The organism is Clostridioides mangenotii TR, assembly GCF_000498755.1.
GTDB classification, from domain to species: Bacteria; Bacillota; Clostridia; order Peptostreptococcales; family Peptostreptococcaceae; genus Metaclostridioides; species Metaclostridioides mangenotii_A.
Genome location: NZ_AXUS01000004.1, coordinates 122,611 through 145,105, shown reverse-complemented (window position 1 = coordinate 145,105; position 22,495 = coordinate 122,611). Strand labels below are relative to the sequence as shown.

At 32.4% G+C, this 22,495-nt stretch carries 19 protein-coding genes and 1 pseudogene; all 20 read left to right on the top strand.

All coding sequences use genetic code 11. The features are described from left to right. The first annotated feature begins 180 nt into the window (after positions 1-180). Positions 181-4,477, top strand: a pseudogene (locus tag T473_RS16105) (PolC-type DNA polymerase III). A 139-nt stretch (positions 4,478-4,616) separates the two neighbouring features. Continuing rightward, positions 4,617-5,078, top strand: coding sequence for a ribosome maturation factor RimP (locus T473_RS0103495; protein WP_024620657.1), 462 nt, complete (start codon positions 4,617-4,619; stop codon positions 5,076-5,078). Positions 5,079-5,111: 33 nt separating this feature from the next. Next, on the top strand, positions 5,112-6,344 hold the full coding sequence (gene nusA, locus T473_RS0103490) for a transcription termination factor NusA (RefSeq protein ID WP_024620656.1): 1,233 nt from the start codon (positions 5,112-5,114) through the stop codon (positions 6,342-6,344). Between the two features lie 22 nt (positions 6,345-6,366). After that, entirely contained in the window at positions 6,367-6,642 is a 276-nt protein-coding gene (gene rnpM / locus T473_RS0103485) for an RNase P modulator RnpM (protein ID WP_024620655.1), read from the top strand. Continuing rightward, positions 6,632-6,952: a L7Ae/L30e/S12e/Gadd45 family ribosomal protein gene (locus T473_RS0103480; RefSeq protein WP_024620654.1), complete on the top strand. Its 321-nt coding sequence runs from the start codon at positions 6,632-6,634 to the stop codon at positions 6,950-6,952. Before rnpM ends, T473_RS0103480 begins: the two co-directional genes overlap by 11 nt. Before the next feature lie 21 nt (positions 6,953-6,973). Next, positions 6,974-8,908: a translation initiation factor IF-2 gene (infB, locus tag T473_RS0103475; RefSeq protein ID WP_024620653.1), complete on the top strand. Its 1,935-nt coding sequence runs from the start codon at positions 6,974-6,976 to the stop codon at positions 8,906-8,908. Between the two features lie 116 nt (positions 8,909-9,024). Further along, the gene (gene rbfA / locus T473_RS0103470; protein ID WP_024620652.1) at positions 9,025-9,405 is read left to right on the top strand and encodes a 30S ribosome-binding factor RbfA; all 381 of its coding nucleotides are present in this window, start codon (positions 9,025-9,027) and stop codon (positions 9,403-9,405) included. Further along, positions 9,395-10,387: a DHH family phosphoesterase gene (locus T473_RS0103465; protein ID WP_024620651.1), complete on the top strand. Its 993-nt coding sequence runs from the start codon at positions 9,395-9,397 to the stop codon at positions 10,385-10,387. Before rbfA ends, T473_RS0103465 begins: the two co-directional genes overlap by 11 nt. Beyond that, positions 10,380-11,291, top strand: a complete 912-nt coding sequence (gene truB / locus T473_RS0103460) for a tRNA pseudouridine(55) synthase TruB (RefSeq protein ID WP_024620650.1) — start codon at positions 10,380-10,382, stop codon at positions 11,289-11,291. The genes T473_RS0103465 and truB overlap by 8 nt, the downstream gene beginning before the upstream one ends. A 25-nt stretch (positions 11,292-11,316) precedes the next feature. Then, positions 11,317-12,246 carry a bifunctional riboflavin kinase/FAD synthetase gene (locus T473_RS0103455; protein WP_024620649.1) on the top strand — a complete coding sequence of 310 codons (930 nt, stop codon included), beginning with the start codon at positions 11,317-11,319 and terminating at the stop codon, positions 12,244-12,246. Between the two features lie 103 nt (positions 12,247-12,349). Continuing rightward, entirely contained in the window at positions 12,350-12,604 is a 255-nt protein-coding gene (rpsO, locus tag T473_RS0103450) for a 30S ribosomal protein S15 (RefSeq protein WP_077065764.1), read from the top strand. Positions 12,605-12,838: 234 nt separating this feature from the next. Then, positions 12,839-13,684: a DegV family protein gene (locus T473_RS0103445; RefSeq protein WP_024620647.1), complete on the top strand. Its 846-nt coding sequence runs from the start codon at positions 12,839-12,841 to the stop codon at positions 13,682-13,684. 109 nt (positions 13,685-13,793) lie between these two features. Further along, entirely contained in the window at positions 13,794-15,896 is a 2,103-nt protein-coding gene (gene pnp, locus T473_RS0103440) for a polyribonucleotide nucleotidyltransferase (RefSeq protein WP_024620646.1), read from the top strand. Between the two features lie 433 nt (positions 15,897-16,329). Next, positions 16,330-17,157, top strand: a complete 828-nt coding sequence (modA, locus tag T473_RS0103435; protein WP_024620645.1) for a molybdate ABC transporter substrate-binding protein — start codon at positions 16,330-16,332, stop codon at positions 17,155-17,157. Positions 17,158-17,168: 11 nt separating this feature from the next. Further along, positions 17,169-17,960: an ABC transporter permease gene (locus T473_RS0103430; RefSeq protein WP_024620644.1), complete on the top strand. Its 792-nt coding sequence runs from the start codon at positions 17,169-17,171 to the stop codon at positions 17,958-17,960. Beyond that, the gene (locus T473_RS0103425; RefSeq protein WP_024620643.1) at positions 17,960-18,655 is read left to right on the top strand and encodes an ABC transporter ATP-binding protein; all 696 of its coding nucleotides are present in this window, start codon (positions 17,960-17,962) and stop codon (positions 18,653-18,655) included. The genes T473_RS0103430 and T473_RS0103425 overlap by 1 nt, the downstream gene beginning before the upstream one ends. Continuing rightward, the gene (locus T473_RS0103420; protein WP_024620642.1) at positions 18,642-19,373 is read left to right on the top strand and encodes a Rossmann-like domain-containing protein; all 732 of its coding nucleotides are present in this window, start codon (positions 18,642-18,644) and stop codon (positions 19,371-19,373) included. The genes T473_RS0103425 and T473_RS0103420 overlap by 14 nt, the downstream gene beginning before the upstream one ends. Positions 19,374-19,774: 401 nt before the next feature. Further along, complete coding sequence (locus T473_RS0103415) at positions 19,775-20,005, top strand: PH domain-containing protein (RefSeq protein ID WP_024620641.1); 231 nt, start codon at positions 19,775-19,777, stop codon at positions 20,003-20,005. A 476-nt stretch (positions 20,006-20,481) separates the two neighbouring features. Next, positions 20,482-21,138 carry a polysaccharide deacetylase family protein gene (locus tag T473_RS16100; RefSeq protein ID WP_242825847.1) on the top strand — a complete coding sequence of 219 codons (657 nt, stop codon included), beginning with the start codon at positions 20,482-20,484 and terminating at the stop codon, positions 21,136-21,138. A 92-nt stretch (positions 21,139-21,230) separates the two neighbouring features. Then, the gene (locus tag T473_RS0103405; protein WP_024620640.1) at positions 21,231-22,478 is read left to right on the top strand and encodes a M16 family metallopeptidase; all 1,248 of its coding nucleotides are present in this window, start codon (positions 21,231-21,233) and stop codon (positions 22,476-22,478) included. The last annotated feature ends 17 nt before the right edge of the window (positions 22,479-22,495 follow it).

Here is a 22,495-nt window from a genome sequence, read left to right as displayed (position 1 = left end):
TAAGGTTATAGAGATTACATAAATTTCTATAGCCTTTATTTATTTTGAATCAAATTTATATGATATAATTTACGTTGAGTCAAGTTAAATATATAAATAATAATCTAAATTTATTGGTTTATATTATTTATAAATCACATAAACAAATGACGCAATATCTCTTTGGAAAGGAATGATTAAATGGATAGTGTTAAAGAATATTTGGACAAACTTGAAATAAACAACAGTATTCTCGATAGGCAGTTGAAAGAAGTGTATATTCAGCGTGTAGTCTACTTTAAGGAAGATAAAATTGTATACTTTCACCTTACATCTAAGGATATAGTCCTTCACGACTTTTTAGACATGCTTAGTAAAGAGCTATCTAACAAGCTTGGCTATTTTCGAAAGATTAAGATAAAAATTAAATTTACAGGTTTAGACAGAGCGAAGAATAAAGATATAGTGAAGAAATATTGGAGCAATATTCTCTATATACTAAAGAGCATGTGTCCAGCCATTGCAGGTTGCAAAAACAGGTTGAGTACATGTGTCTAGGCAATAACTTAAAAATAAAACTTCCAAAGAATATTTTTTACGATAGACTTATGAGTAAAAATGCTATTCATGTATTAAACAATGTTTTTATAGAAGAATTAGGTATGGATTTAAATATAACACTTGAAAAAGCGGTTGATTCAGAGATTGATATAGATAGCATTATTAAAAACAGCGACAGTGAGCTTGAGGAAAGAATAAAGGCACTCGAGCTTAAGGAGTCTGAAATAGATCAAGAAACTGAACAAGGTTGTGCAGTTTTAAACGATGAAGTCGATGAAAATATGATTTTTGGCGACAATGTAAATGCACCGGTGGATTCTATCGATAGTTTAAAGGAGTCTTCAGGTACAGTCGGTATAATGGGCGATATTTTCGATGTTGAGATAAAAGAACTTAGAAACGGGAAGATATTAATGATAGCGCTTATAACAGACTATACGAGTTCTATAGCGTGTAAGTTGTTTTTAACTGATACTAATAAAGATGGTGTACTTGATCGTGTTAAAAAGGGAACTTATCTAAAAATTAAAGGGGATGTAATTTTCGATACTTACCAAAGAGAGATAAGTATGACTATAAGTGGTATTAGATTAGAAGAGAGACCTCAGAGATTTGATAAATCAGAGGAAAAAAGAGTTGAATTACATGCACATACTCAGATGTCTTCTATGGATGCTATATGTTCAGTTAAAGAGCTTGTTAATAGAGCCGCATCCTGGGGTCATAAAGCTATTGCAATAACCGATCATGGTGTAGTTCAAGGTTTTCCTGATGCGATGTCTGCTGCTAAGGCAAATGATATAAAAGTTCTTTATGGAGTTGAGGGATATTTAGTAGAAGATGATTTTAAGATAATAGAAGGTGCAAATGACAAAGAACTTTCCCAGTCATTTGTAGTATTTGATATTGAGACAACAGGTTTTTCTAATACAAATGATAAAATAACTGAGATAGGTGCAGTTAAAATACAGGACTTTAAAGTTGTAGATAGATTTAGTCAACTAGTAAATCCAGAAAAAGATATATCCTATAAAATACAAGAACTTACTGGGATAACCAATGATCTAGTAAAGGACAAACCGACTATTGATGAAGTACTTCCTAGGTTTATGGAGTTTATAGGGGATAGCGTATTAGTTGCACATAATGCAGAATTTGATACTGGATTTATATCAGAAAAGTGCAGACAGATGGGCTTAGATTACAAGAGCAAAAGCGTAGATACATTGATGCTTGCAAGAGTACTTCTTCCTGAATTAAAAAGGCATAGACTAAATGTTGTAGCAAAAGCTTTGGGGATTCAACTTTTAAATCACCATAGAGCTGTAGATGATGCTGATGCCACTGCACTTATTTTTATTAAGTTTTTAGAAATGTTAAAAGAGATGGGAGCAAATACTTTAAGCGAGGTTAATGATGTACTCGGAAAGATAGACTACACTAAGTTAAACACTAATCACATAACGCTTATAGCTCAAAATCAAACAGGGATTAAAAATCTTTACAAAATAGTTTCTGATGCACATATAAATCACTTTTACAGAGCTCCAAGGATATTAAGAAGCGTTTTAAATGAATATAGAGAAGGATTAATTATCGGGTCAGCTTGTGAGGCTGGTGTAGTGTATCAAGCAGTAAAGAAAAATACACCTGATGAAGAGTTAGAAAAAATACTTGAACTCTACGATTACATTGAGGTTATGCCAACTGATAACAATCAATTTATGATAGATAAAGGTGAAGTAAGATGCAAAGAAGAGTTAAGGGATATCAACAGAAAACTTGTAGAAGTAGCAAAAAAATTTGGCAAAATACCAGTTGCAACTGGAGATGTCCACTTTTTAGATAAACATGAAGCAATTCTTAGAACAGTATTGAAGTATTCACAAGGATTTAAAAATGATGAAGAGGAAACTTACCTTCATTTTAGAACCACTGATGAGATGCTTGAGGAGTTCAGCTATTTGGGAGAAGAGTTGGCATATGAAGTAGTGGTTGAAAATACCAATAAAATTGCAGATATGGTCGAAGATGTAAAACCTATACCTGATTCTACATATCCTCCAATTATTGAGGGATCAGATATTGAACTTAGGGAGATCTGTTATAAAAATGCGATTAGGATTTATGGTAATCCTCTTCCTGATATTGTTAAAAAGAGATTGGATAGAGAGTTGAACTCTATAATAAGCAACGGTTATGCAGTTATGTATATAATTGCCCAAAAACTAGTTGCAAAATCTATGGAGGACGGTTATCTAGTTGGATCTAGGGGATCTGTTGGGTCTTCTTTTGCGGCGACAATGAGTGACATAACAGAGGTTAATCCACTTCCCGCACATTATATTTGTGAAAATGAGAACTGTAAGTATTCGTATTTTTACGATGTCGGTGAGTGGGGATCTGGTATAGATTTGCCTGCTAAAGACTGTCCTAAATGCGGAAGACCTCTTGCTAAGAATGGTCAGGATATACCGTTTGAAGTTTTCTTGGGATTTGAGGGAGATAAGGAGCCAGATATAGATCTTAACTTTTCAGGAAACTATCAACCTACTATACATAAATACACTGAGGAGCTTTTCGGTGAAGGGTATGTATATAGAGCGGGGACTATAGGTACAGTTGCAGATAAAACTGCCTTTGGATACGCAAGAAAGTATATAGAAGAAAACAATATTACTGTACCAAATGCAGAAGTATTAAGACTTTCAAGTGGATGTACAGGAGTTAAACGTACATCTGGACAGCATCCTGGTGGCGTTATGGTCATACCGGATTATAAGGATGTTTACGACTTTACACCAATTCAGTATCCAGCTAACGATAGGGAATCAGGAGTTATAACTACCCACTTTGATTATCATTCTATAAGTGGTAGAATTCTTAAACTAGATATACTTGGACACGACGGTCCGACACTTATAAAAATGATAGAAGATATTACTGGAATAAATATATTAGATATACCACTGGACGATCAAAGGACAATGTCTTTGTTTACGTCGACAGAAGCTTTAGGGATAACTCCAGAAGAGATAGGTTGCCCTATTGGTTGTTTAGCTATACCAGAGTTTGGGACTAAGTTCGTTAGACAGATGCTATTAGATACCAAACCGACAACATTTGCTGAGCTGGCTAGGATTTCTGGGCTTTCACATGGTACCGATGTTTGGGTAAATAACGCTCAAGATTTGGTTAGAGATGATATAGTAGGGCTTAAAGACGTTATATCAACACGTGATGATATAATGAACTACCTTATATTCCAAGGGCTTCCACCAAAGATGAGTTTTACTATAATGGAGAATGTTAGAAAGGGTAAAGGTCTAAAACCAGAGCATGTTGAAGAAATGATTAAAAATAATGTACCAGATTGGTATATTCAGTCGTGTAAAAAGATTAAGTACATGTTCCCAAAAGCACATGCGGTTGCTTATGTTATGACATCATTTAGACTTGCATATTGCAAGGTAAATTATCCTGAAGCTTTTTATGCTACATACTTTACAACCAAAGTAGAGGACTTTGACGCCGATTTGGTTGTGAAAGGAATGGACGCAATTAAAGGAAAGATGCATGAAATAGAAGCTTTAGGTAATGATGCGACAACTAAAGAAAAAGGAATGTACACGGTTTTAGAGGTTGCACTAGAGATGTATGCAAGAGGTATAAATATTTTACCAGTAGATATATATAATTCTGACGCTAAAGAATTCAAAGTACTGGGAGAAAAAACTTACTTCCTCCAATGACTTCTCTACAGGGGCTTGGTGAAAATGCTGCTATAAATATACAAAATGAACGCGAAAAAGGAGAATTCATTTCGAAAGAAGACCTTAGAAAGAGAGCCAAAGTTTCAAAACCAGTTATAGAAGTTCTTACAAACCACGGATCGCTAGAGCGAATGAGCGATAGAAATCAGCTTTCTTTATTTTAAAAATTTGCAAATCCAGTAAATGTGTGATATTATGTAATTAAAATATCATACTTGGTCAAAAATAAGAGTGGGGCGTCGGTTCTCACTCTTTTGTTTTATGATATGATGGATTTATTACAATTGAATAAGGAGGTTTAAAATGAAAAAGAATTTAGAAGCTATAGTAGAAAGCATAGTAATGGAAGTTACAGACAGTCATGGATTTGAATTAGTAGACGTAGAGTACGTAAAGGAGTCAGGGGAGTTCTACCTGAGAATATATATAGATAAACCAGAGGGAATATCACTTGCTGAATGTGAAACAATAAGCAGAGAGCTTAGTCCCATACTTGATGAAAAAGACCCAATACAAGAGAACTACTTCTTAGAGGTTTCTTCGCCAGGTCTAGACAGACCTCTTAAAAAAGAAAAAGATTTTATTAGATATAAAGGTAGAGAGGTTGAACTTAAACTTTATAAACCTTTAAATGGCAGTAAGCAATTCGAAGGGACACTTTTAGAATTGACACCAGAGAATATAATAAAATTAGAGATAGATGGAAGTACAGTTGAATTTGATAAAAAAGATGTCGCTATAATAAGATTAGCGATTAAGTTTTAAAGTTATAATAAAACTATGGAGGAAGATGGGAAAATGAATCACGAGTTTATGGAAGCATTGGATGAATTAGTAGTTGATAGAGGAGTAGACAGAGACATATTAATTGACACTATTGAGCAAGCGGTTTTAACTGCATACAAAAAGAACTTTGGATCAGCTCAAAATGTTAGAGTAGAGTTTGACAAAGAAAATGGAATAAGAGTTTTTTCTCAGAGAACTATAGTGGATGAATCTGACTTATACGATGCTTTTCTAGAAATCGATATAGAAGATGCAAGAAAGATAAATCCTAACTATGAACTAGGGGATATAATAGAAAATGAAGTTACTCCTAGAGACTTTGGAAGAATAGCAGCTCAGACAGCTAAGCAAGTAGTAGTTCAAAGAATAAGAGAAGCTGAAAGAGAAATAGTATACAATGAATTTATAGAAAAAGAAAATGAAATAGTAACAGGAGAAGTTGCAAGAGCAAACAAAAACGTTGTTCATGTAAACTTAGGAAGAATAGAAGGTGTTATGACTCAAAGTGAGCAAATACCTCAAGAGTTCTATAAAGCAGGACAAAAAATGAAGTTCTTTATATTAGAAGTTAAGAAAACTAATAAAGGGCCACAAATTGTTGTGTCTAGAAGTCATCCAGGACTTGTTAAGAGATTATTTGAAGAAGAAGTACCTGAAATATACGAAGGAATTGTTCAAATAAAATCAGTAGCTAGGGAAGCTGGATCTAGAACTAAGATGGCTGTTAGATCTATTGATGAAAAGATAGATCCAATTGGAGCATGTGTTGGTCCAAAAGGACTTAGAGTAAAAAACATAGTAGACGAACTTGGCGATGAGAAAATAGATATAATCAAGTACGACGAAGATCCAGCATCATTTATATCAGCATCACTTAGTCCATCTAAAGTAGTTAAAGTTGTTGTAAACGAGGCAGAGAAATCAGCTCTAGTAATTGTTCCAGACTATCAATTATCATTAGCCATAGGTAAAGAGGGACAAAATGCGAGACTTGCAGCTAAACTTACTAACTGGAAGATAGATATAAAGAGTGAATCTCAATCTGAAGAGGAGATGCTGGCAGCAGCAACTAAAAAAGAAGAAGTTTTATCTGAAAATGTTGAAGATGAGGACAAATTAGATGAAGCAATGATTTTTGAAGATGCAAACGAAGCAGTAGATACTGATGAGCTATATAAAGTTCAAGAGAATGAGATAGATGAAGTTCAAGAAAATGAAATAGATGATGATAATTTAGACGATTAGAGATAATAAGGAGGGGTTATTTTTGAAAAAGGTAAAGAAAGTGCCTCAAAGAAAATGTATCTCATGTCAAGATAGAGATTCTAAAAAAGAGCTTATGAGAATAGTTAAAAACAAAGATGGAGAAATCTTTGTGGATAAAACTTTGAAGGCTAATGGAAGAGGAGCTTATATTTGTAAAAGTGAAGAATGTATAAAAAAAGCTATTAAAAGCAAAGCTTTAAACAAGGCTTTCAAAATGGAGATTCCAGACGAAGTTTATGACAGTATATTATCGGAGTTAGACAGCGATGATAAATAATGTAGATAAATCAAAAAAAGTCTGTTCATTTATAGGGCTTGCTATGAGAGCAGGAAAAGTTGTATCAGGAGATGATTCAACTCTGTTAGAATTAAAGAAAGGCAGAGTTAAATTGGTCTTAATAGCTGAAGATGCTTCAAAAAACACTCAAAAACTATTCAAAGATAAGTCATCATATAGAAATATACCATATGTAATCTGTTTAACTAAAAACGATATGGGATTATCTATGGGAAAATCTCCTAGAGCCGTAGTTGGAATAAAGGATGAAGGTTTTGCAGATAGTATTAAGCGATTAATGGAAGTTTAAAATATAATAGGGGGTGATCTTGTGTCAAAAACAAGAGTATACCAGGTAGCAGAGAATTTAAATGTATCTACGGAGGATTTAATAAAAAAACTCGCTGAAATAGATATAAACGTAGTAAAAGATGATGTTCTAGAAGATGAAAACCTAGAGCTTGCTATGGAATTATTTGGGTCAGAAGACGAAGATAATGGAAATAAAATAGTAGTAGAAGGTGTAATAACAGTTAAGGACTTAACTGAGAAATTAAATAAACCAGCTTCAGAAATAATAATGAAACTCATGAAAATGGGAACAATGGCAACAATAAACCAAGAGATTAGTTTTGAGATGGCTTCTTTAATAGTAAATGAGTATGGATTTGAATTAATTCAGTCAGAAAACGATGAGAAAGAAGTTCAAGAAATAGAAGAATTAATGCAAATAGAAGAAGATAAAGAGGAAGATTTAAAACCTAGACCACCAGTAGTTACAGTTATGGGTCATGTTGACCACGGTAAGACTTCTCTACTTGATGCTATAAGAGAATCGAATTTTATATCGGCAGAAGCAGGTGGAATAACTCAACATATAGGTGCCTCTGAAGTAATGGTAAATGGTCAAAAGATAGTATTCTTAGATACACCTGGACATGAGGCCTTCACTTCAATGAGAGCTAGAGGGGCTCAGGTTACAGATATAGCGATACTAGTAGTTGCTGCAGATGATGGTATAATGCCTCAAACTGTTGAAGCAATAAACCATACTAAGGCTGCTGGAGTTCCGCTAATAGTAGCAATAAACAAAATAGATAAACCAGAAGCAAACCCTGACAAAGTGAAACAAGAGCTTGCTGACCAAGGTTTACTAGTTGAAGACTGGGGTGGAGAAGTTATATCAGTACCAGTTTCAGCTAAAAAGAGAGAAGGAATAGACACTCTACTTGAGATGGTTCTTTTAGTTGCAGAAGTTGAAGAATTGAGAGCAAACCCTGATAAGAGAGCTGTTGGAACAGTAATAGAGGCAGAGTTAGATAAAGGTAGAGGACCAGTTGCAACTGTACTTGTTCAAGGAGGTACTCTTGAAGTAGGAGATCCAATAGTTGCAGGAGCTGCAAGTGGTAAAGTAAGAGCTATGATAAACTCAAAAGGTAAGAGAGTAAAAGTGGCTGGACCATCTACAGCAGTTGAAATATTAGGACTTTCTGAAGTTCCACAAGGTGGAGATCAATTCGTTGAGGTTCCAACTGATAAAATAGCTAGAAGCGTCGCTGATAGAAGAAGACAAATGCAAAGAGACGAGCAAATGAAATCTTCTCAAAGATTATCTCTAGATGCACTATTTGAACAAATGAACGAAGGAAATGTAAAAGACCTTAACATAGTTATAAAAGCAGACGTACAAGGTTCTGTACAAGCTGTTAAGCAATCACTAGAAAAACTTTCAAATGAAGAAGTCCAAGTTCAAGTTATTCACGGTGGAGCAGGAGCTGTAACAGAGTCAGATGTACTACTTGCAGCTGCATCTAATGCGATAATCATAGGATTTAACGTAAGACCAGTTCCAGGGGCTGAATCATTAGCACAAAAAGAAAAAGTAGATGTGAGAACTTACACTATAATCTATAAAGCTATTGAGGATATACAACAAGCAATGACTGGTATGTTAGACCCAGAGTACGTTGATGAAGAAACTGGTAAAGTTGAAATCAGAGAAATATACAAAATATCTGGAATCGGTACAGTTTGCGGATGTTATGTAACTTCTGGTAAGATATTTAGAAATTGTAAGGTTAGAATAGTAAGAGATAGTATTATAATTCATGAAGGTGAAATCGCTGCACTTAAGAGATTTAAAGATGATGTTAAAGAAGTTAATACTGGGTATGAATGTGGTATTAGTATTGTCAACTATAATGATCTTAAAGAAGGCGATATTATAGAGGCGTATATAACTAAAGAAGTACAGAGAAAATTATAAGATATTAAATACCTAAAATATCATCGGATAATTTAAGGTTAGAGAAGTAATTTTAAAAATTATACAATCAGTATTAATAGTTATAGGCCAAATTTTGTATAAAGAAGGTTGATAGCATGGCATCATACAATAGAACAGCTAGAATAGCTGAAGAAATAAGAAAAGTTGTAAGCACAATGTTGATAAGTGGAGTAAAAGATCCACGTATAAATTCTATGGTAAGTGTAACAGATGTAGAGGTTACAAACGACCTTAGATACGCTTATGTTTATGTAAGTATACTTGGAGGAGATCAACATTCGACTCTTTTGGGACTTAAAAGTGCAGGCGGATATTTAAGAAGAGAATTAGGTAAAAGTATAAAACTTAGATACATTCCAGAGATAATATTTAAGTTTGACGACTCTTTAGAGAGAGGAATGTACATGGAAAAACTTATAAATAGTGTAAATAAAAAAAGCTCAGATAAAGAAGAGGTAGAAGACGATGACAAATAGTATAGACAATATACTAAAGTGTATAAAAGAAAATGAAACTTTTCTTGTAACATCACATGTCAGCCCAGATGGAGACAATCTGGGGTCTACACTGGCTACTTTCTATGCTTTAAAAAAACTAGGTAAAAAAGTATTTTATGTGCTTGATGATACTATTCCTCTAAATATGAATTTTTTAGTTGATGGAGTAGAAAAACTTAGTTCACAGGACTTTAGTCAAACTGACTATGTAGTAATTACATTAGACTGTGGAGACAAAAATAGAATATGTATAGATAAAACTTTAATTGACGGTACGAAAGTACTTGTTACTATTGACCATCATGCAAGCAACAATGGATATGGCGATATAAACTTTATAGATACTGAGGCTTCATCTACATGTGAGCTTGTATATAGACTTTTAAGTAGATATAAAAAACTAAACGGAGTCAATCTTATAGATGAGAAAATTGCTACAGCACTCTATACAGGTATAGTTACAGATACAGGTAACTTCTCCTATACAAATGCAGATGAAGAGAGCTTTGAAGTGGCTAGAAACCTTCTAATGATGGGTGCGAAAAAAGAAGATATAATAATCAATGTATTTCAAAGTAATTCATTTAACTACTATAAGTTGTTAGGTGAAGCTCTAAATACATTAGAAGTGTACGGTTCAGAAGTTGCATGTATAACCTTGACTAAGGATATGCTGGATAAAAATGATATCAGTTACAATGATGTCGATGGAATAACTACTTACACTAGAGATATTAAAGGTATAAATATAGGTATTTTATTTAAGCAGAGAAATGAAAATGAAGTTAAAGTAAGTTTGAGATCTAAAAACAATACAGACGTTAGCAAAATTGCACAAGTATTTGGAGGCGGAGGTCATACAAGAGCTGCCGGATGTACTATAGCAGACTCTGTAGATGTTGCTAAAAAGAAAGTATTAGATGTAGTTTTAAATATATTACAAGGTGAGATTAATGAATAAAGTTATTAATATTCTAAAACCAACTGGTATGACATCTCATGATGTTGTAAGTGCAGTTAGAAAGATTTTGAACACTAAAAAAGTTGGTCATACAGGAACACTTGATCCAGATGCATCAGGAGTACTTCCTATATGTGTAGGGAAAGCAACAAAGATAAGTGAATTTATACTAAGTAAAGATAAAGAATACTTTTGTGAGATGACTTTAGGAATAAGTACAGACACTTATGATTCATCTGGAGCTATTTTAAATAGATCAGATAATATAAAATATGATATAGAAGATATAGAAAAAGCCTTTGATAAACAGAGGGGTGAAATAGAACAATTTCCCCCAGTTTATTCGGCTTTAAAGATAAATGGAAAGAGAATGTGCGATTTAGTCAGAAGTGGTAGAGAAGATGAGATCGTACTAAAATCTAGAAAAGTAAATATAAAAAATATAGAAATTCTTAGATTTATAAGTAATAAAGTTGTGTTTAAAGTAGAGTGTTCAAAGGGTACATACGTTAGAAGTATATGCCATGATGTAGGTGAAGAGCTGGGGTGTGGAGCCCATATGTCTCTGCTTATAAGGACTTCTTCAGGAATGTTCAAGTTAGAAGATTCAATTACACTTGAAGAATTAGATTCCAAATTTAAAGATGGATCCCTTGAGGATTTTCTTAAAGATGGAGATGTAGACTTTGTACTTAGAGAGTATAAATATATTTTGTTAAACGACAATGCCTTAAAATACTATACAAATGGCGGCGCTATTGATGAGAGAAGATTTTTAAAATCAGACTACAGAGATAATGATGAATTTGTAAGGGTTTATAGCAAAGATGAGTTTATAGGAATTGGGAAATTGACTAAAAGTAATAACATAACTACAGTTAAAAGTGTTAAAATGTTTGTGTAGACTATATTTTGACGAGGATATTTATATGGAAATTATTAAATCATTAGATAAAATTAAAGATATTTCACACAGTGCTGTAACCATAGGGAATTTCGATGGAGTACATAAAGGGCATCAAGTTTTGATAAATAAGACTGTAAAAGCCGCCAAAGAAAACGGCGTAAAGAGTGTTGTTTTTACTTTTAAAAATCACCCAGTAAACTTTTTTAAGCCAGATGCTGTAAAAAATATAATTAGCAACGAGGATAAACTCAAAATTTTTGAGTCTATGGGCGTAGATGTAGCTGTAATTGTTCCATTTGACAATTATATGACTACTGTAGATCCGACTGCATTTGTAGAGGATATTTTAGTAGACAAGCTGCATGCTAAGTTTATTATTATAGGCCATGACTTTAGTTTTGCAAAAGAAAAAATGGGAAACTCTAAGTTTTTACAGAGTGTACAGGATAAATACAAATTCGATGTAGAAATTGTAGAGCCAATTATGATAAGGGGCAAAAGGATAAGTAGTACATATATCAGAGAGCTAGTATCAAGTGGCAGAGTAGAAGAAATAAAAGAATACCTTGGCAGAAACTATAAAATGAGTGGGGAAGTAATCCATTCAAAAAAGTTAGGAAGAACCATCGGATTTCCAACTGCAAATATAAGCAAGGACAAAGGTATGCTTACGCCAGACATTGGAATATACGCATCAATAGTAAATATAGATAAAGAGTTGTATTTTGGAGCGACTAATGTGGGATATAATCCTACTGTAAATGGAAAGAGCTTATCTCTAGAGACCAATATAATAGACTTTGATAAAGATATATATGGAAAAGTTATAGAAGTTGAATTTTTGGAAAAGATAAGAGATGAAATAAAATTTGACGGTTTAGAAGGTCTTAAAAATCAACTTGCTAAGGACGTAGATTACGTTAAGAGAAACTATGTTTGCAAAATAAAATAATTTATGTTAAAATAGTTTAGGAAAATAACCATTACTCGGCATTTGAATACTCCAATCAATGCTTAGTATTTGGCGATTATTAAATATAATGGAGGTTTTACAAATGAACAAAGAAGTAATCATAAATGAATATGCAAGAAAAGAAGGAGACACAGGTTCTCCAGAAGTACAAATAGCTTTATTAACTACTAGAATCAATGAATTAAACGAGCATTTAAAGATTCATAAAAAAGATCACCACTCAAGAAGAGGACTTCTTAAAATGGTTGGTAGAAGAAGAAATTTATTAGCTTACCTAAAAGAAAAAGATCTTGAAGGATACAGAGCATTAATAGCAAAATTAGGATTAAGAAAGTAATTTATTTCTATATTAAAGCAGGTATTTAAGATACCTGCTTTTTTGTAATTTTTATCGAAATCCAAAATATCTACATATTTTAAGTAATTTCCGATTTTTAAGAGGTATAGTGTATAAGTCGTATACAATATTTAAATTATTTAGTATTTATTAATAGAAATTCGTACATATTGAACTTATAGAGGAATAACATAACTTATATAGAAATTTTATTATATGAAGGAGGAGATTATTTTGAAGATAAAATTAGTTTGTGATAGTCTGTGTGATATACCAAAAGAAATAATGGAGAAAGAATACATTGAAATAGTTCCGCTTACTATAATGGTTGATGATAAGGAATTTAGAGAAGGCGTTGATATAAATAAACAAGAGTTTTACGACTTGGTAAAAAAAATAAATGTTATACCAAAAACGTCTCAAGCCACATATATGGAATTTAAAGAGGTTTTTGATAAGTATATCGCAGAGGGTTATGAAATTATTTGCCTGACAGGTGCAGCGAATACCTCTGGAACATTTCAAAGCGCAACATTAGCTAAAAATGATACAGATCAAGATAAGATACATGTGTTTGACACACGCAATTTATCTCTAGGAAGTGGACAGTATGTAATTAAAGCATGTGAACTGCTTGAGAGCGGAATGGATGTACATGAGATAGTTGAAGAATTAGAGACAATTTATAGCAGTGTTAGACTAATATTTATGCCTTACACTCTAAATTTTTTAAAGAAAAGCGGTAGAGTACCAATTACAACAGCTTTAGTAGGAAATATGTTAAACATTAAACCTATATTTTTCTTTGATGATGGAGAAGCTAAGCTTGTAAATAAAGTAAGAGGTACAAAGCAAGTTGCAACTAAACTAGTGGATATGATCTTAGAGCTTTGCGAAGGAAAAAATATAGAAAATATGATATTTACTATTGGTTGTGGAGATAATATAGAGGATATAGACAAATTAGAAGAAGAAGTTAAGAAGAGAATAAATTGTAGAAGGCTTTTATTTACAAGAGGTGGAGTTGCAATTTGTTCTCATACAGGTCCGGATATACTTGCTATAAGTTGCTCAAATTAAGTGTTTTATTGATATACAAGTATATTTATATTGTTTAATTATACTATTTTTGATAATATATTACTTAGGACTATGAACGTGTTTTTATATAAGAGGAGGACAAGCATTAATGTTTGAACATAAAATTTATAAAATGGATTTCGCAGGAAGAGAGCTTTCTGTTGAAATAGGCAAGATTTGTGAACTATCAAGCGGTAGTTGTATAGTAAGATACGGTGACAGTATGGTAATGGTGAATGCAAGTAAATCATCTAAACCAAGAGCTGGGATAGATTTCTTCCCACTAAGTGTGGATTTTGAAGAAAAGTTATATTCTGTAGGTAAAATACCTGGAGGATTTTTAAAGAGAGAGGGAAAACCTTCTGAAAAGGCTGTACTTACTTCTAGATTAATTGATAGACCTATAAGACCATTATTCCCAAATGGGTTTAGAAATGATGTGCAGGTTGTTGCTACAGTTTTATCTGTAGACCAAGATTGTACACCTGACATTATGGCTATGATAGGATCATCAATATCATTATCAATATCTGAGATACCTTTCAACGGACCAACAGGATCAGTTTGTGTAGGGCTTGTTGATGGAGCTTTTGTTGTAAATCCTAACGTAGAGCAAAGAGAAAAGAGCAGTATGCATCTAGTTGTCTCTGGTACTAAAGATGCGATAATGATGGTTGAAGCTGGTGCTGATGAAGTTCCAGACGATGTTATGTTACAAGCTATACTATTTGCTCATACTGAAATCAAAAAAGTTGTTGAGTTTATAGAAGGTATAGTAGCAGAAGTAGGTAAAGAAAAATTAGATATAGAATTACACTGTGTAAATGAAGACATAGATAAAGCTGTTAGAGACTTTGCAACTGACAAGATGAGTGCAGCAGTAAAAACAGTTGAAAAGATGGAAAGACAAGAGAAGATGGACTTAGTTAAAGAAGAAACTCTAGGTCATTTTGCAGAGAAAATAGAAGACTTCGAAGATTTCCAAAGCGATATAGAAGAAGTTCTACAAAGCATAATAAAAGAAGAAGTAAGAAAGTCTATAGTACACGATAACCTTAGACCAGATAACAGAAAACCAGAAGAGATAAGACCTATATGGTCAGAAATTGGAATGGTTCCAAGAACTCATGGTTCAGCTATATTTACAAGAGGTCAAACTCAAGTATTAAATATTGCAACACTAGGTGCGTTAGGTGATGTTCAAAAACTTGATGGACTAGATGAAGAAGAAAACAAAAGATACATGCACCATTACAACTTCCCAGCTTACAGTGTTGGTGAAGCAAGACCTTCTAGAGGTCCAGGTAGAAGAGAGATTGGTCACGGTGCTTTAGCAGAAAGAGCATTAGTTCCAGTTATACCTTCAAAAGAAGATTTCCCATATGCAATAAGATTAGTATCAGAAGTACTTAGTTCAAATGGATCTACATCTCAAGCGAGTGTTTGTGGATCTACACTATCACTTCTTGATGCCGGTGTACCTATAAAAGATATGGTTGCAGGTATAGCTATGGGTCTTATCAAACAAGATGGTAAAGTAGCAGTACTTTCTGATATACAAGGTATGGAAGACCACCTAGGAGATATGGACTTCAAGGTTGCGGGTACAGAGCATGGAGTTACAGCTATACAAATGGACATAAAAATCGCTGGTATAGATGAAGAAGTTCTTAGAAGAGCTTTAGCTCAAGCTAAAGAAGGTAGAATTCATATACTAAACGAAATGAGAAAGACGATATCAGCTCCAAAATCAGAATTATCTCCATACGCTCCTAAGATCGTTAAGATGATGATAGATCCAGACAAAATCAGAGACGTAATAGGACCAGGTGGAAAAGTTATAACTAAGATAATAGACGAAACTGGAGTTAAAATAGACATAGAGCAAACAGGTGAAGTATTCATCTCAGGAATAGATGCTGAAATGATAGCTAAAGCCCAAGAGTTAATAAACAATATAGTTGTGGAGCCAGAAGTTGGACAGGTTTATAAAGGTAAAGTAAGTAGAATAATGAACTTCGGTGCCTTTATAGAGATACTTCCAGGAAAAGAAGGGTTACTTCATATTTCTCATATAGCTCATGAGAGAGTTGCTAAAGTTGAAGATGTTTTAAATATTGGAGATGAAGTAGAAGTTAAAGTAACTGAGATAGATGAAAAAGGTAGAGTAAACTTATCTAGAAAAGTTTTACTTCCAAAGCCTCAAAAATAAACACTTTTGTATTGAAAAGAGTGGTTTAATTAAAAGGACAATAAGCTGATTAGTTGTTTCAACTGACTAGAATGTATTTGATTTTAGTCAGTTAAAAAACGCTATTCAGCTATTTTTATGTATTTTTTTAATTTATTTTCTAAGTGAGGATTTTGATAGATAATATTTATTTTAAAATCTTAATAATTGTTTAATGAGACTGTTGTTTAATATGAGCAGTTTTTTTTATATTGTAAATTATATATTATGTTTGAAAGTAAAATAATTTGTTTAATATGACAATAAAAATACAAATGAGATCAAACAATACAAAACATAACAAAACAATACAAAAAGCTTAGACATCGTTTTCACATTATGATATACTAAAAAAGGAATTTGAATTTAAAGTTAGATAAGAAAATTTAAATTATAAAAATAAGGGAGAAAGATTATGATAAAAAAGATTTCAGTAATTGCTTTAGCGCTATTTATATCAATAGGAGCTACTGCATGTAATTCAAAAGGTGAAGATTCAAACGATAAGGCTAAGACAGAAAATTCTACTAATAAAGAAGCAAATACAAAAGATAAAGAGAAACAAGAGACACTTTTTGTTTACTCAGGTGCAGGGCTTAAAAAGCCAATGGATGAAATAGCACAAAAGTTTGGTGATGAAAATAATGTGAAAATCGAGTACAGCTATGCTGGATCGGCTCAACTTATAGCTCAACTTGAGACAAGCCAAAAAGGAGACGCATTTGTAGTTGGATCTGAGCCTCTTTACAAAAAAGCAGTGGAAAAAGAACTAGTTGGCGATCATAAAGTAGTAGCTCACCATACACCAGCGATAGTTGTTCCAAAAGGAAACCCAGCTAAAATTGAAAAATTAGAAGACCTTGCTAAAGATAGAGTGAAACTTGTACTAGGAGATAAAGAAGCGAATGCTATTGGAAAAACTACTCAAAAAATACTTGAAAAGAACGATTTAAAATCAGTAAACGACAATGTAGTATCTACAGCAGCAACTGTAAACGAAATGGTTATGCAGCTGACAGCGGGTGATGCCGATGCTACTATAGCTACTAAAGATTCAGTATTTGGAAATGATGACGTCGAAGTAGTTGAGATAGATCCAGACAAAAATATAGATCAAATTATATCTGGTGGAACTGTTGAATACAGTGATAAAAAAGATATGGCACAAAAATTCATAGATTTTATAGCGTCAAATGAAGGAAAAAAAATATTTAAAAAATATGGTTTTGAACCAGTTAAGTAGTGGTGTAAAGTTTGAAAAATAAAATTTTTGATATATTATTGACAGTATTTTTTGTATTAGTTTTATTATTTATTGTATCTCCGCTTGGAGTGCTCATAATAAGAGGTCTTAGCTATGTGCCTGTATGTCTAGGATCTGAAGAAGTGAAATTTGCTATAGTTTTAAGCATGAAAACGTCATCTATATCTACAGTTATATGTTTAATATTGGCATTGCCGACTTCATATTTTTTACATACTAAAAATATTCCATTTAAAAAATTAGTAGTTCAGGTTATAAATTTACCTATGTCTTTGCCTCATTTAGTTTCGGGGATAGCACTCCTTCTTTTATTTGGAAAATTGGGAATAGGAAATGATCTTCAGCAAATATTTAATCTGGATTTTGTATTTACAAAACAAGGAATTGTTCTCGCTCAGGTATTTGTTAACTTACCACTCACAATAAAGATTTTAAATACTGCTTTGAGTGAGAGCAATGAGAAGATGGTATTTGTCGCAAGGACTCTTGGATGTAATAGCTGGCAGGCATTTAGGTATATAACACTTCCAAACTTGAAAAGGGGAATTATATCAGCTACTGTAATGACTTGGTCGAGAGCATTAGGTGAATTTGGTGCAGTTGCTATGATTGCTGGGTCGACACGCATGAAAACTGAAATTATTCCAACGTCGATATATTTAAATATGTCAACTGGAGATATAGATATAGCAGTTGGAATAGCTGTAATATTAATAATAATATCTATTACATGTATGACAATTTTTGAAGTATTATTTAATAGGGAGGTCGGGGAAAGATAATGTTAAAAATAAAAAATTTATCACTCGAACTCCCTTCTTTTGGTCTTAGAGAGAATAGTTTGAGTATTGATGATTGTAAATATTTTGTATTGTTGGGATCTAGTGGATCTGGAAAAACACTATTTTTAGAAACTCTAGCTGGAAGGTATAAAGATGCAAAAGGTAAGATAATCTACAATGATTTAGTTATTTCTGATTTACCGCCAGAGAAAAGAGATATAGGTTTTGTATATCAAAATTTTGAGCTATTTCCAAATATGAATGTAGAAGAAAATATAAAGTTTCCTTTAAAATTAAAAAAAGTAAACTTAGATATACAGAATGAAAAAGTAGATAAATTAATCGACATGCTTCAAATTAAAGATCTAAAAAATAGGTATCCGAAGCATTTGAGTGGTGGAGAAAAACAACGTGTAGCTTTTGCGAGAGCTTTAGTTGCAGAACCATCTATACTTTTGTTAGATGAGCCAATGAGTTCACTAGACTATATTACCAAAAAACGTGTGAGTAGGATTCTTAAAGATGTATATACAGAGTATAAACCTACTGTTATTCATGTCACACACGATATATCAGAGGCAATGTTCTTTGCCCACAATATAGGTATAATGAACTACGGTAAAATAGAGCATATTTTTAAAATAGATGATGAAATAAAGCAGAAGGGGGAGTCCTTTTTTTATGAATATATTTGATACATTGAGGAATTATTTTATTAAAGAAGCGCAAAAAAATAATTTAGATTTAGATATGGTAAGTATAGTATCGAAATCATTAACGCCATATGAGGCAATAGGAGATACAACTCGTAAAGATTTTCCAATATTAATAGGAAAAGAGATAATGCTTGAAGCAGACTTTAAAGGTTCAAAAGGTCAGGCATTTACATCAACGCCATCTATGTTTGAGGGGACTTTAAAAAAAATACTAACACTAGATTTAAATGACAATCCGTACAATAGGAGTTTATTTATAGCATCGCTAAATGCAGTAATGAGATATTTAAATCAAACAGATAGAACTATTCACTGTAAAAACAACGAACCTGAGAAATGTGCGAAGAATTTCCCAGGATTTATCAAAAGTAGATTAGATACTCCAAAGGTAGCGATAGTAGGATATCAGCCTGCAATTATAGACAATATTAAGGATTTTTATGAGACTAGAGTTTTAGATTTAAATCCGGATTTCGTAGGATCTGTACAGTACAATGTTAAAATAGAAGATGGAATAAAAGATTACAAAGATGTAGTAGAGTGGGCAGACGTTGTAATCTGTACAGGAAGTACGCTATGTAATAATTCTATTGTAGATTTTATGTATTTAGATAAACCGGTTTATTACTATGGAACTACAATAGCTGGTGCAGCAGAGATACTAGGATTAGAGAGATTATGCTTTTGCAGTCAGTAAGGGTTATGCCCGCTAAATTATCGATAAGTTTAGCGGGGTCAAGCTTTGGGGGTGTGCTTTAGGAAGGAAAAATAGATATTTTTCGATTTTAGTAAAGGCGTAGTAACTTTGTTAAGTAATATTAGGTTAGTTAAATTGCATTATATTAATTGAAATTAAATAATGATTTTTACAAAGTAATTTATATATAGTATAATAATCGATAAAAAATTTAGAAGATTTTTAGTGTGGTGCCTTAGAGGCTATTTTTTAATAGCTTCTAAGGTATCGTTTTTTATCTAAAAAATATCTTTTTCATTAGTAACCTTATCTTACTAAATTATGTTTATTTTTTACCACCTTAAACCTACCCCAAGGATATACCTAGAGATAGAGATTGAGTTGTCAGGTGTAGGTACGATTTGCTGGATAAATATCCAGATGTTCAATTAAGGTTAAACGGTATAGGTTTAAAAGAAAAGTGTATAGGAACTTTTAAAGTAAATGGATATGGAAAATCAGAACTATATCTTACCGAAGATAATTTACCGATTCTTCATCTAAAGACTGAAGATAGAAGTTACTTTGTAAATTCTTCTAAAAAAGTAAATGTAATAGATATATACAATAAGTTAAAATCGTTCGATAAATAAGCTGATTATAAACAACTGCAATGAGATATTTGAAATACTGCTTAACTATTTTAGCTCATTTTTTATACGTTAGCTTATCGTACTTTATATTGATATATCTTATTATTAAACTATAAAACAGGTTATTATATACCATATTACCCCCCAGTTAGTTTTATATTTATAAAATCTCATTATTTGTATTAATTGTAGCGATCATCATGAAATTTCAAGAATCATGGTTTTATTTTACACTGCCTATAAAAATAAAGGAAGTTACATCCTGGTCAGATAATAGATTTAACTTTATATACAAGGAGTAAATACACTAAATAATATCATAAAAACACTTGTCTATTAATAGTATTAAATAGGAAATAAATTTGTCCATAGATTGGGGGAGTATTTATGATGATGGTGGTTCTCACTAAAAAAAAGCTGAAAAAATTATTGCAATTATCTTAGCTTTAGTTTTGGCCATTGCAGGCGGTGTATTCTTGTTAAATAAAGACAGTAAAACCGTTTTTAGATTTTTAGATTTAAACGCACCATATGAAAGGGGGAACAAGAAAGATAGTGGTTATGTTGCACTTACATGCAATATAGATTTAGGTTGGGAGACAGAGTACATAGAAGGTATACTAGAAGTTCTTAAAAAAGAAGATGTAAAGATCACTTTTAATGTTACAGGTAAGTGGGCGGAAAAAAATAAAGAAGAGCTTCTGAAGATCAAAAAGGCTGGTCATGAGATAGGAAATCACGGATATGAACACTTGAACTATTCAACATTATCTTATGAGGATAACTTGAAACAGATAAGCACTTCTAAAAAGATAATCGAGGGTATTATAGGTGAAGAGACTAAATTTTTCCAAGCTCCTGCAGGTTCATTTGGGGATGAGACAGTAAAAGCTGCAAAGAAGTTGAATTATATTCCTTTTAAGTGGGATGCTGACACAATTGACTGGAAGTATAGGGAACAACCAGATATAATAGTAGATAGAATTAAAGGTAAGGATCTAAAAGATGGAAGTATAATATTAATGCATCCAACTAAAGCGACTACTCAGTGCATTGATGATATAATTAAAATAGTTAAAGACAAAGGACTTAAGCCTGGAAGACTTGGTGATGTTTTTAAAACTGAGGTGTAATCGATGAAAAACTTAGCAAATTTACAGTGAAGTCATTAATTATAAAACTTTATGTATTTTTCAGCTAGAAAATAAATTTTTGGAGGAATATAATGTATAAAGTAAAGACATTAGAAAATGGGTTAACCATTATAGGAGAAGAGATACCGTATTTGAGATCGGTTAGTATGGGGGTATGGGTTAATGTTGGTTCTCGCATGGAAAATACTTCAACTAGCGGGACATCACATTTTATAGAGCATCTACTGTTTAAGGGAACCAAAAATAGAACAGCTAAAGAACTAGTTAGTGAAATTGACAATATAGGTGGACAAATAAACGCATTCACGAGTAAAGAATGTACATGTTTTTATGTAAAGCTATTAGATGAGCATATAGATGTAGGTCTAGATATTTTGAGCGATATGGTATTAAACTCTGATTTCGATGAAGAAGAGATAAAAAAAGAGAGATCTATAATAATTGAAGAGCTTAAAATGTATGAGGATTCACCTGATGATTTGTCATACGATCTATTGATTGAGAATATATATAAAGGTCATAGTTTAGGCATGAATATAATAGGTACAGAGGAATCACTTGAAGCTATGACTAGAGATTCAATATTCGATTTTTTCAACGAATACTATGTACCAAATAATACTGTTATTTCTATATCCGGCAATTTTGATTTTGATAAAATAGTTTTAGATATTAGTGATAAGTTTAAAGATTGGAAGAAAAAAGAAGTATGTATAGAATTCACAGAGGCTGAATTTAAGCCATGCTTTGTAACAAAGAATAAAGACACTGAGCAAGTGAATCTTTCATTGTGTTTGAAGGGAATTCCGATGGAAGACGAGAAAGAGAGTTATGCGATATCAGTTATAAACAACATATTTGGTGCGAGTATCAGCTCTAGATTATTTCAAAAGATAAGAGAAGAACAAGGTTTAGTTTATTCTATATATTCAAGTCAGACTCTTTATAGAAAGTGTGGAGAGTTAGGTATATTTTCGAGTATGAGCAACGAAAATGTAAAAGAAGTATACAAATTGATTTTAGAGGAAATAGAAGATTTAAAGAACAATTATATAACTGAAGAGGAACTTGAGTTTAGTAAAGAGCAATTAAAAGGAAGCTATATTTTGGACTTAGAGAGTACAAGCAGCAGAATGATGATGATTGGGAGATCAATGCTTCTAAATAAAAGAGTAAAAACTACAGATGAAATACTAGATTGTATAAATAAGGTCGACTTAACTACAGTTAAAAACGTTATAGATAAAGTTTTTGATGTAACCAACAAAGGAATTTGTTTGGTTGGAAGAGATGTAGAAGAGATAGGCTGCTTAGATTAAATTTAAAGTAAATCTGT

Bases quoted from the DNA above. Each gene is read 5' to 3' on its own strand.
- T473_RS0103495 (WP_024620657.1), top strand. From the start codon at position 4,617: ATGAAAAAGAATTTAGAAGCTATAGTAGAAAGCATAGTAATGGAAGTT.
- nusA (WP_024620656.1), top strand. From the start codon at position 5,112: ATGAATCACGAGTTTATGGAAGCATTGGATGAATTAGTAGTTGATAGA.
- T473_RS0103480 (WP_024620654.1), top strand. From the start codon at position 6,632: ATGATAAATAATGTAGATAAATCAAAAAAAGTCTGTTCATTTATAGGG.
- rbfA (WP_024620652.1), top strand. From the start codon at position 9,025: ATGGCATCATACAATAGAACAGCTAGAATAGCTGAAGAAATAAGAAAA.
- T473_RS0103465 (WP_024620651.1), top strand. From the start codon at position 9,395: ATGACAAATAGTATAGACAATATACTAAAGTGTATAAAAGAAAATGAA.
- truB (WP_024620650.1), top strand. From the start codon at position 10,380: ATGAATAAAGTTATTAATATTCTAAAACCAACTGGTATGACATCTCAT.
- T473_RS0103455 (WP_024620649.1), top strand. From the start codon at position 11,317: ATGGAAATTATTAAATCATTAGATAAAATTAAAGATATTTCACACAGT.
- rpsO (WP_077065764.1), top strand. From the start codon at position 12,350: ATGAACAAAGAAGTAATCATAAATGAATATGCAAGAAAAGAAGGAGAC.
- pnp (WP_024620646.1), top strand. From the start codon at position 13,794: ATGTTTGAACATAAAATTTATAAAATGGATTTCGCAGGAAGAGAGCTT.
- modA (WP_024620645.1), top strand. From the start codon at position 16,330: ATGATAAAAAAGATTTCAGTAATTGCTTTAGCGCTATTTATATCAATA.
- T473_RS0103425 (WP_024620643.1), top strand. From the start codon at position 17,960: ATGTTAAAAATAAAAAATTTATCACTCGAACTCCCTTCTTTTGGTCTT.
- T473_RS0103420 (WP_024620642.1), top strand. From the start codon at position 18,642: ATGAATATATTTGATACATTGAGGAATTATTTTATTAAAGAAGCGCAA.
- T473_RS0103405 (WP_024620640.1), top strand. From the start codon at position 21,231: ATGTATAAAGTAAAGACATTAGAAAATGGGTTAACCATTATAGGAGAA.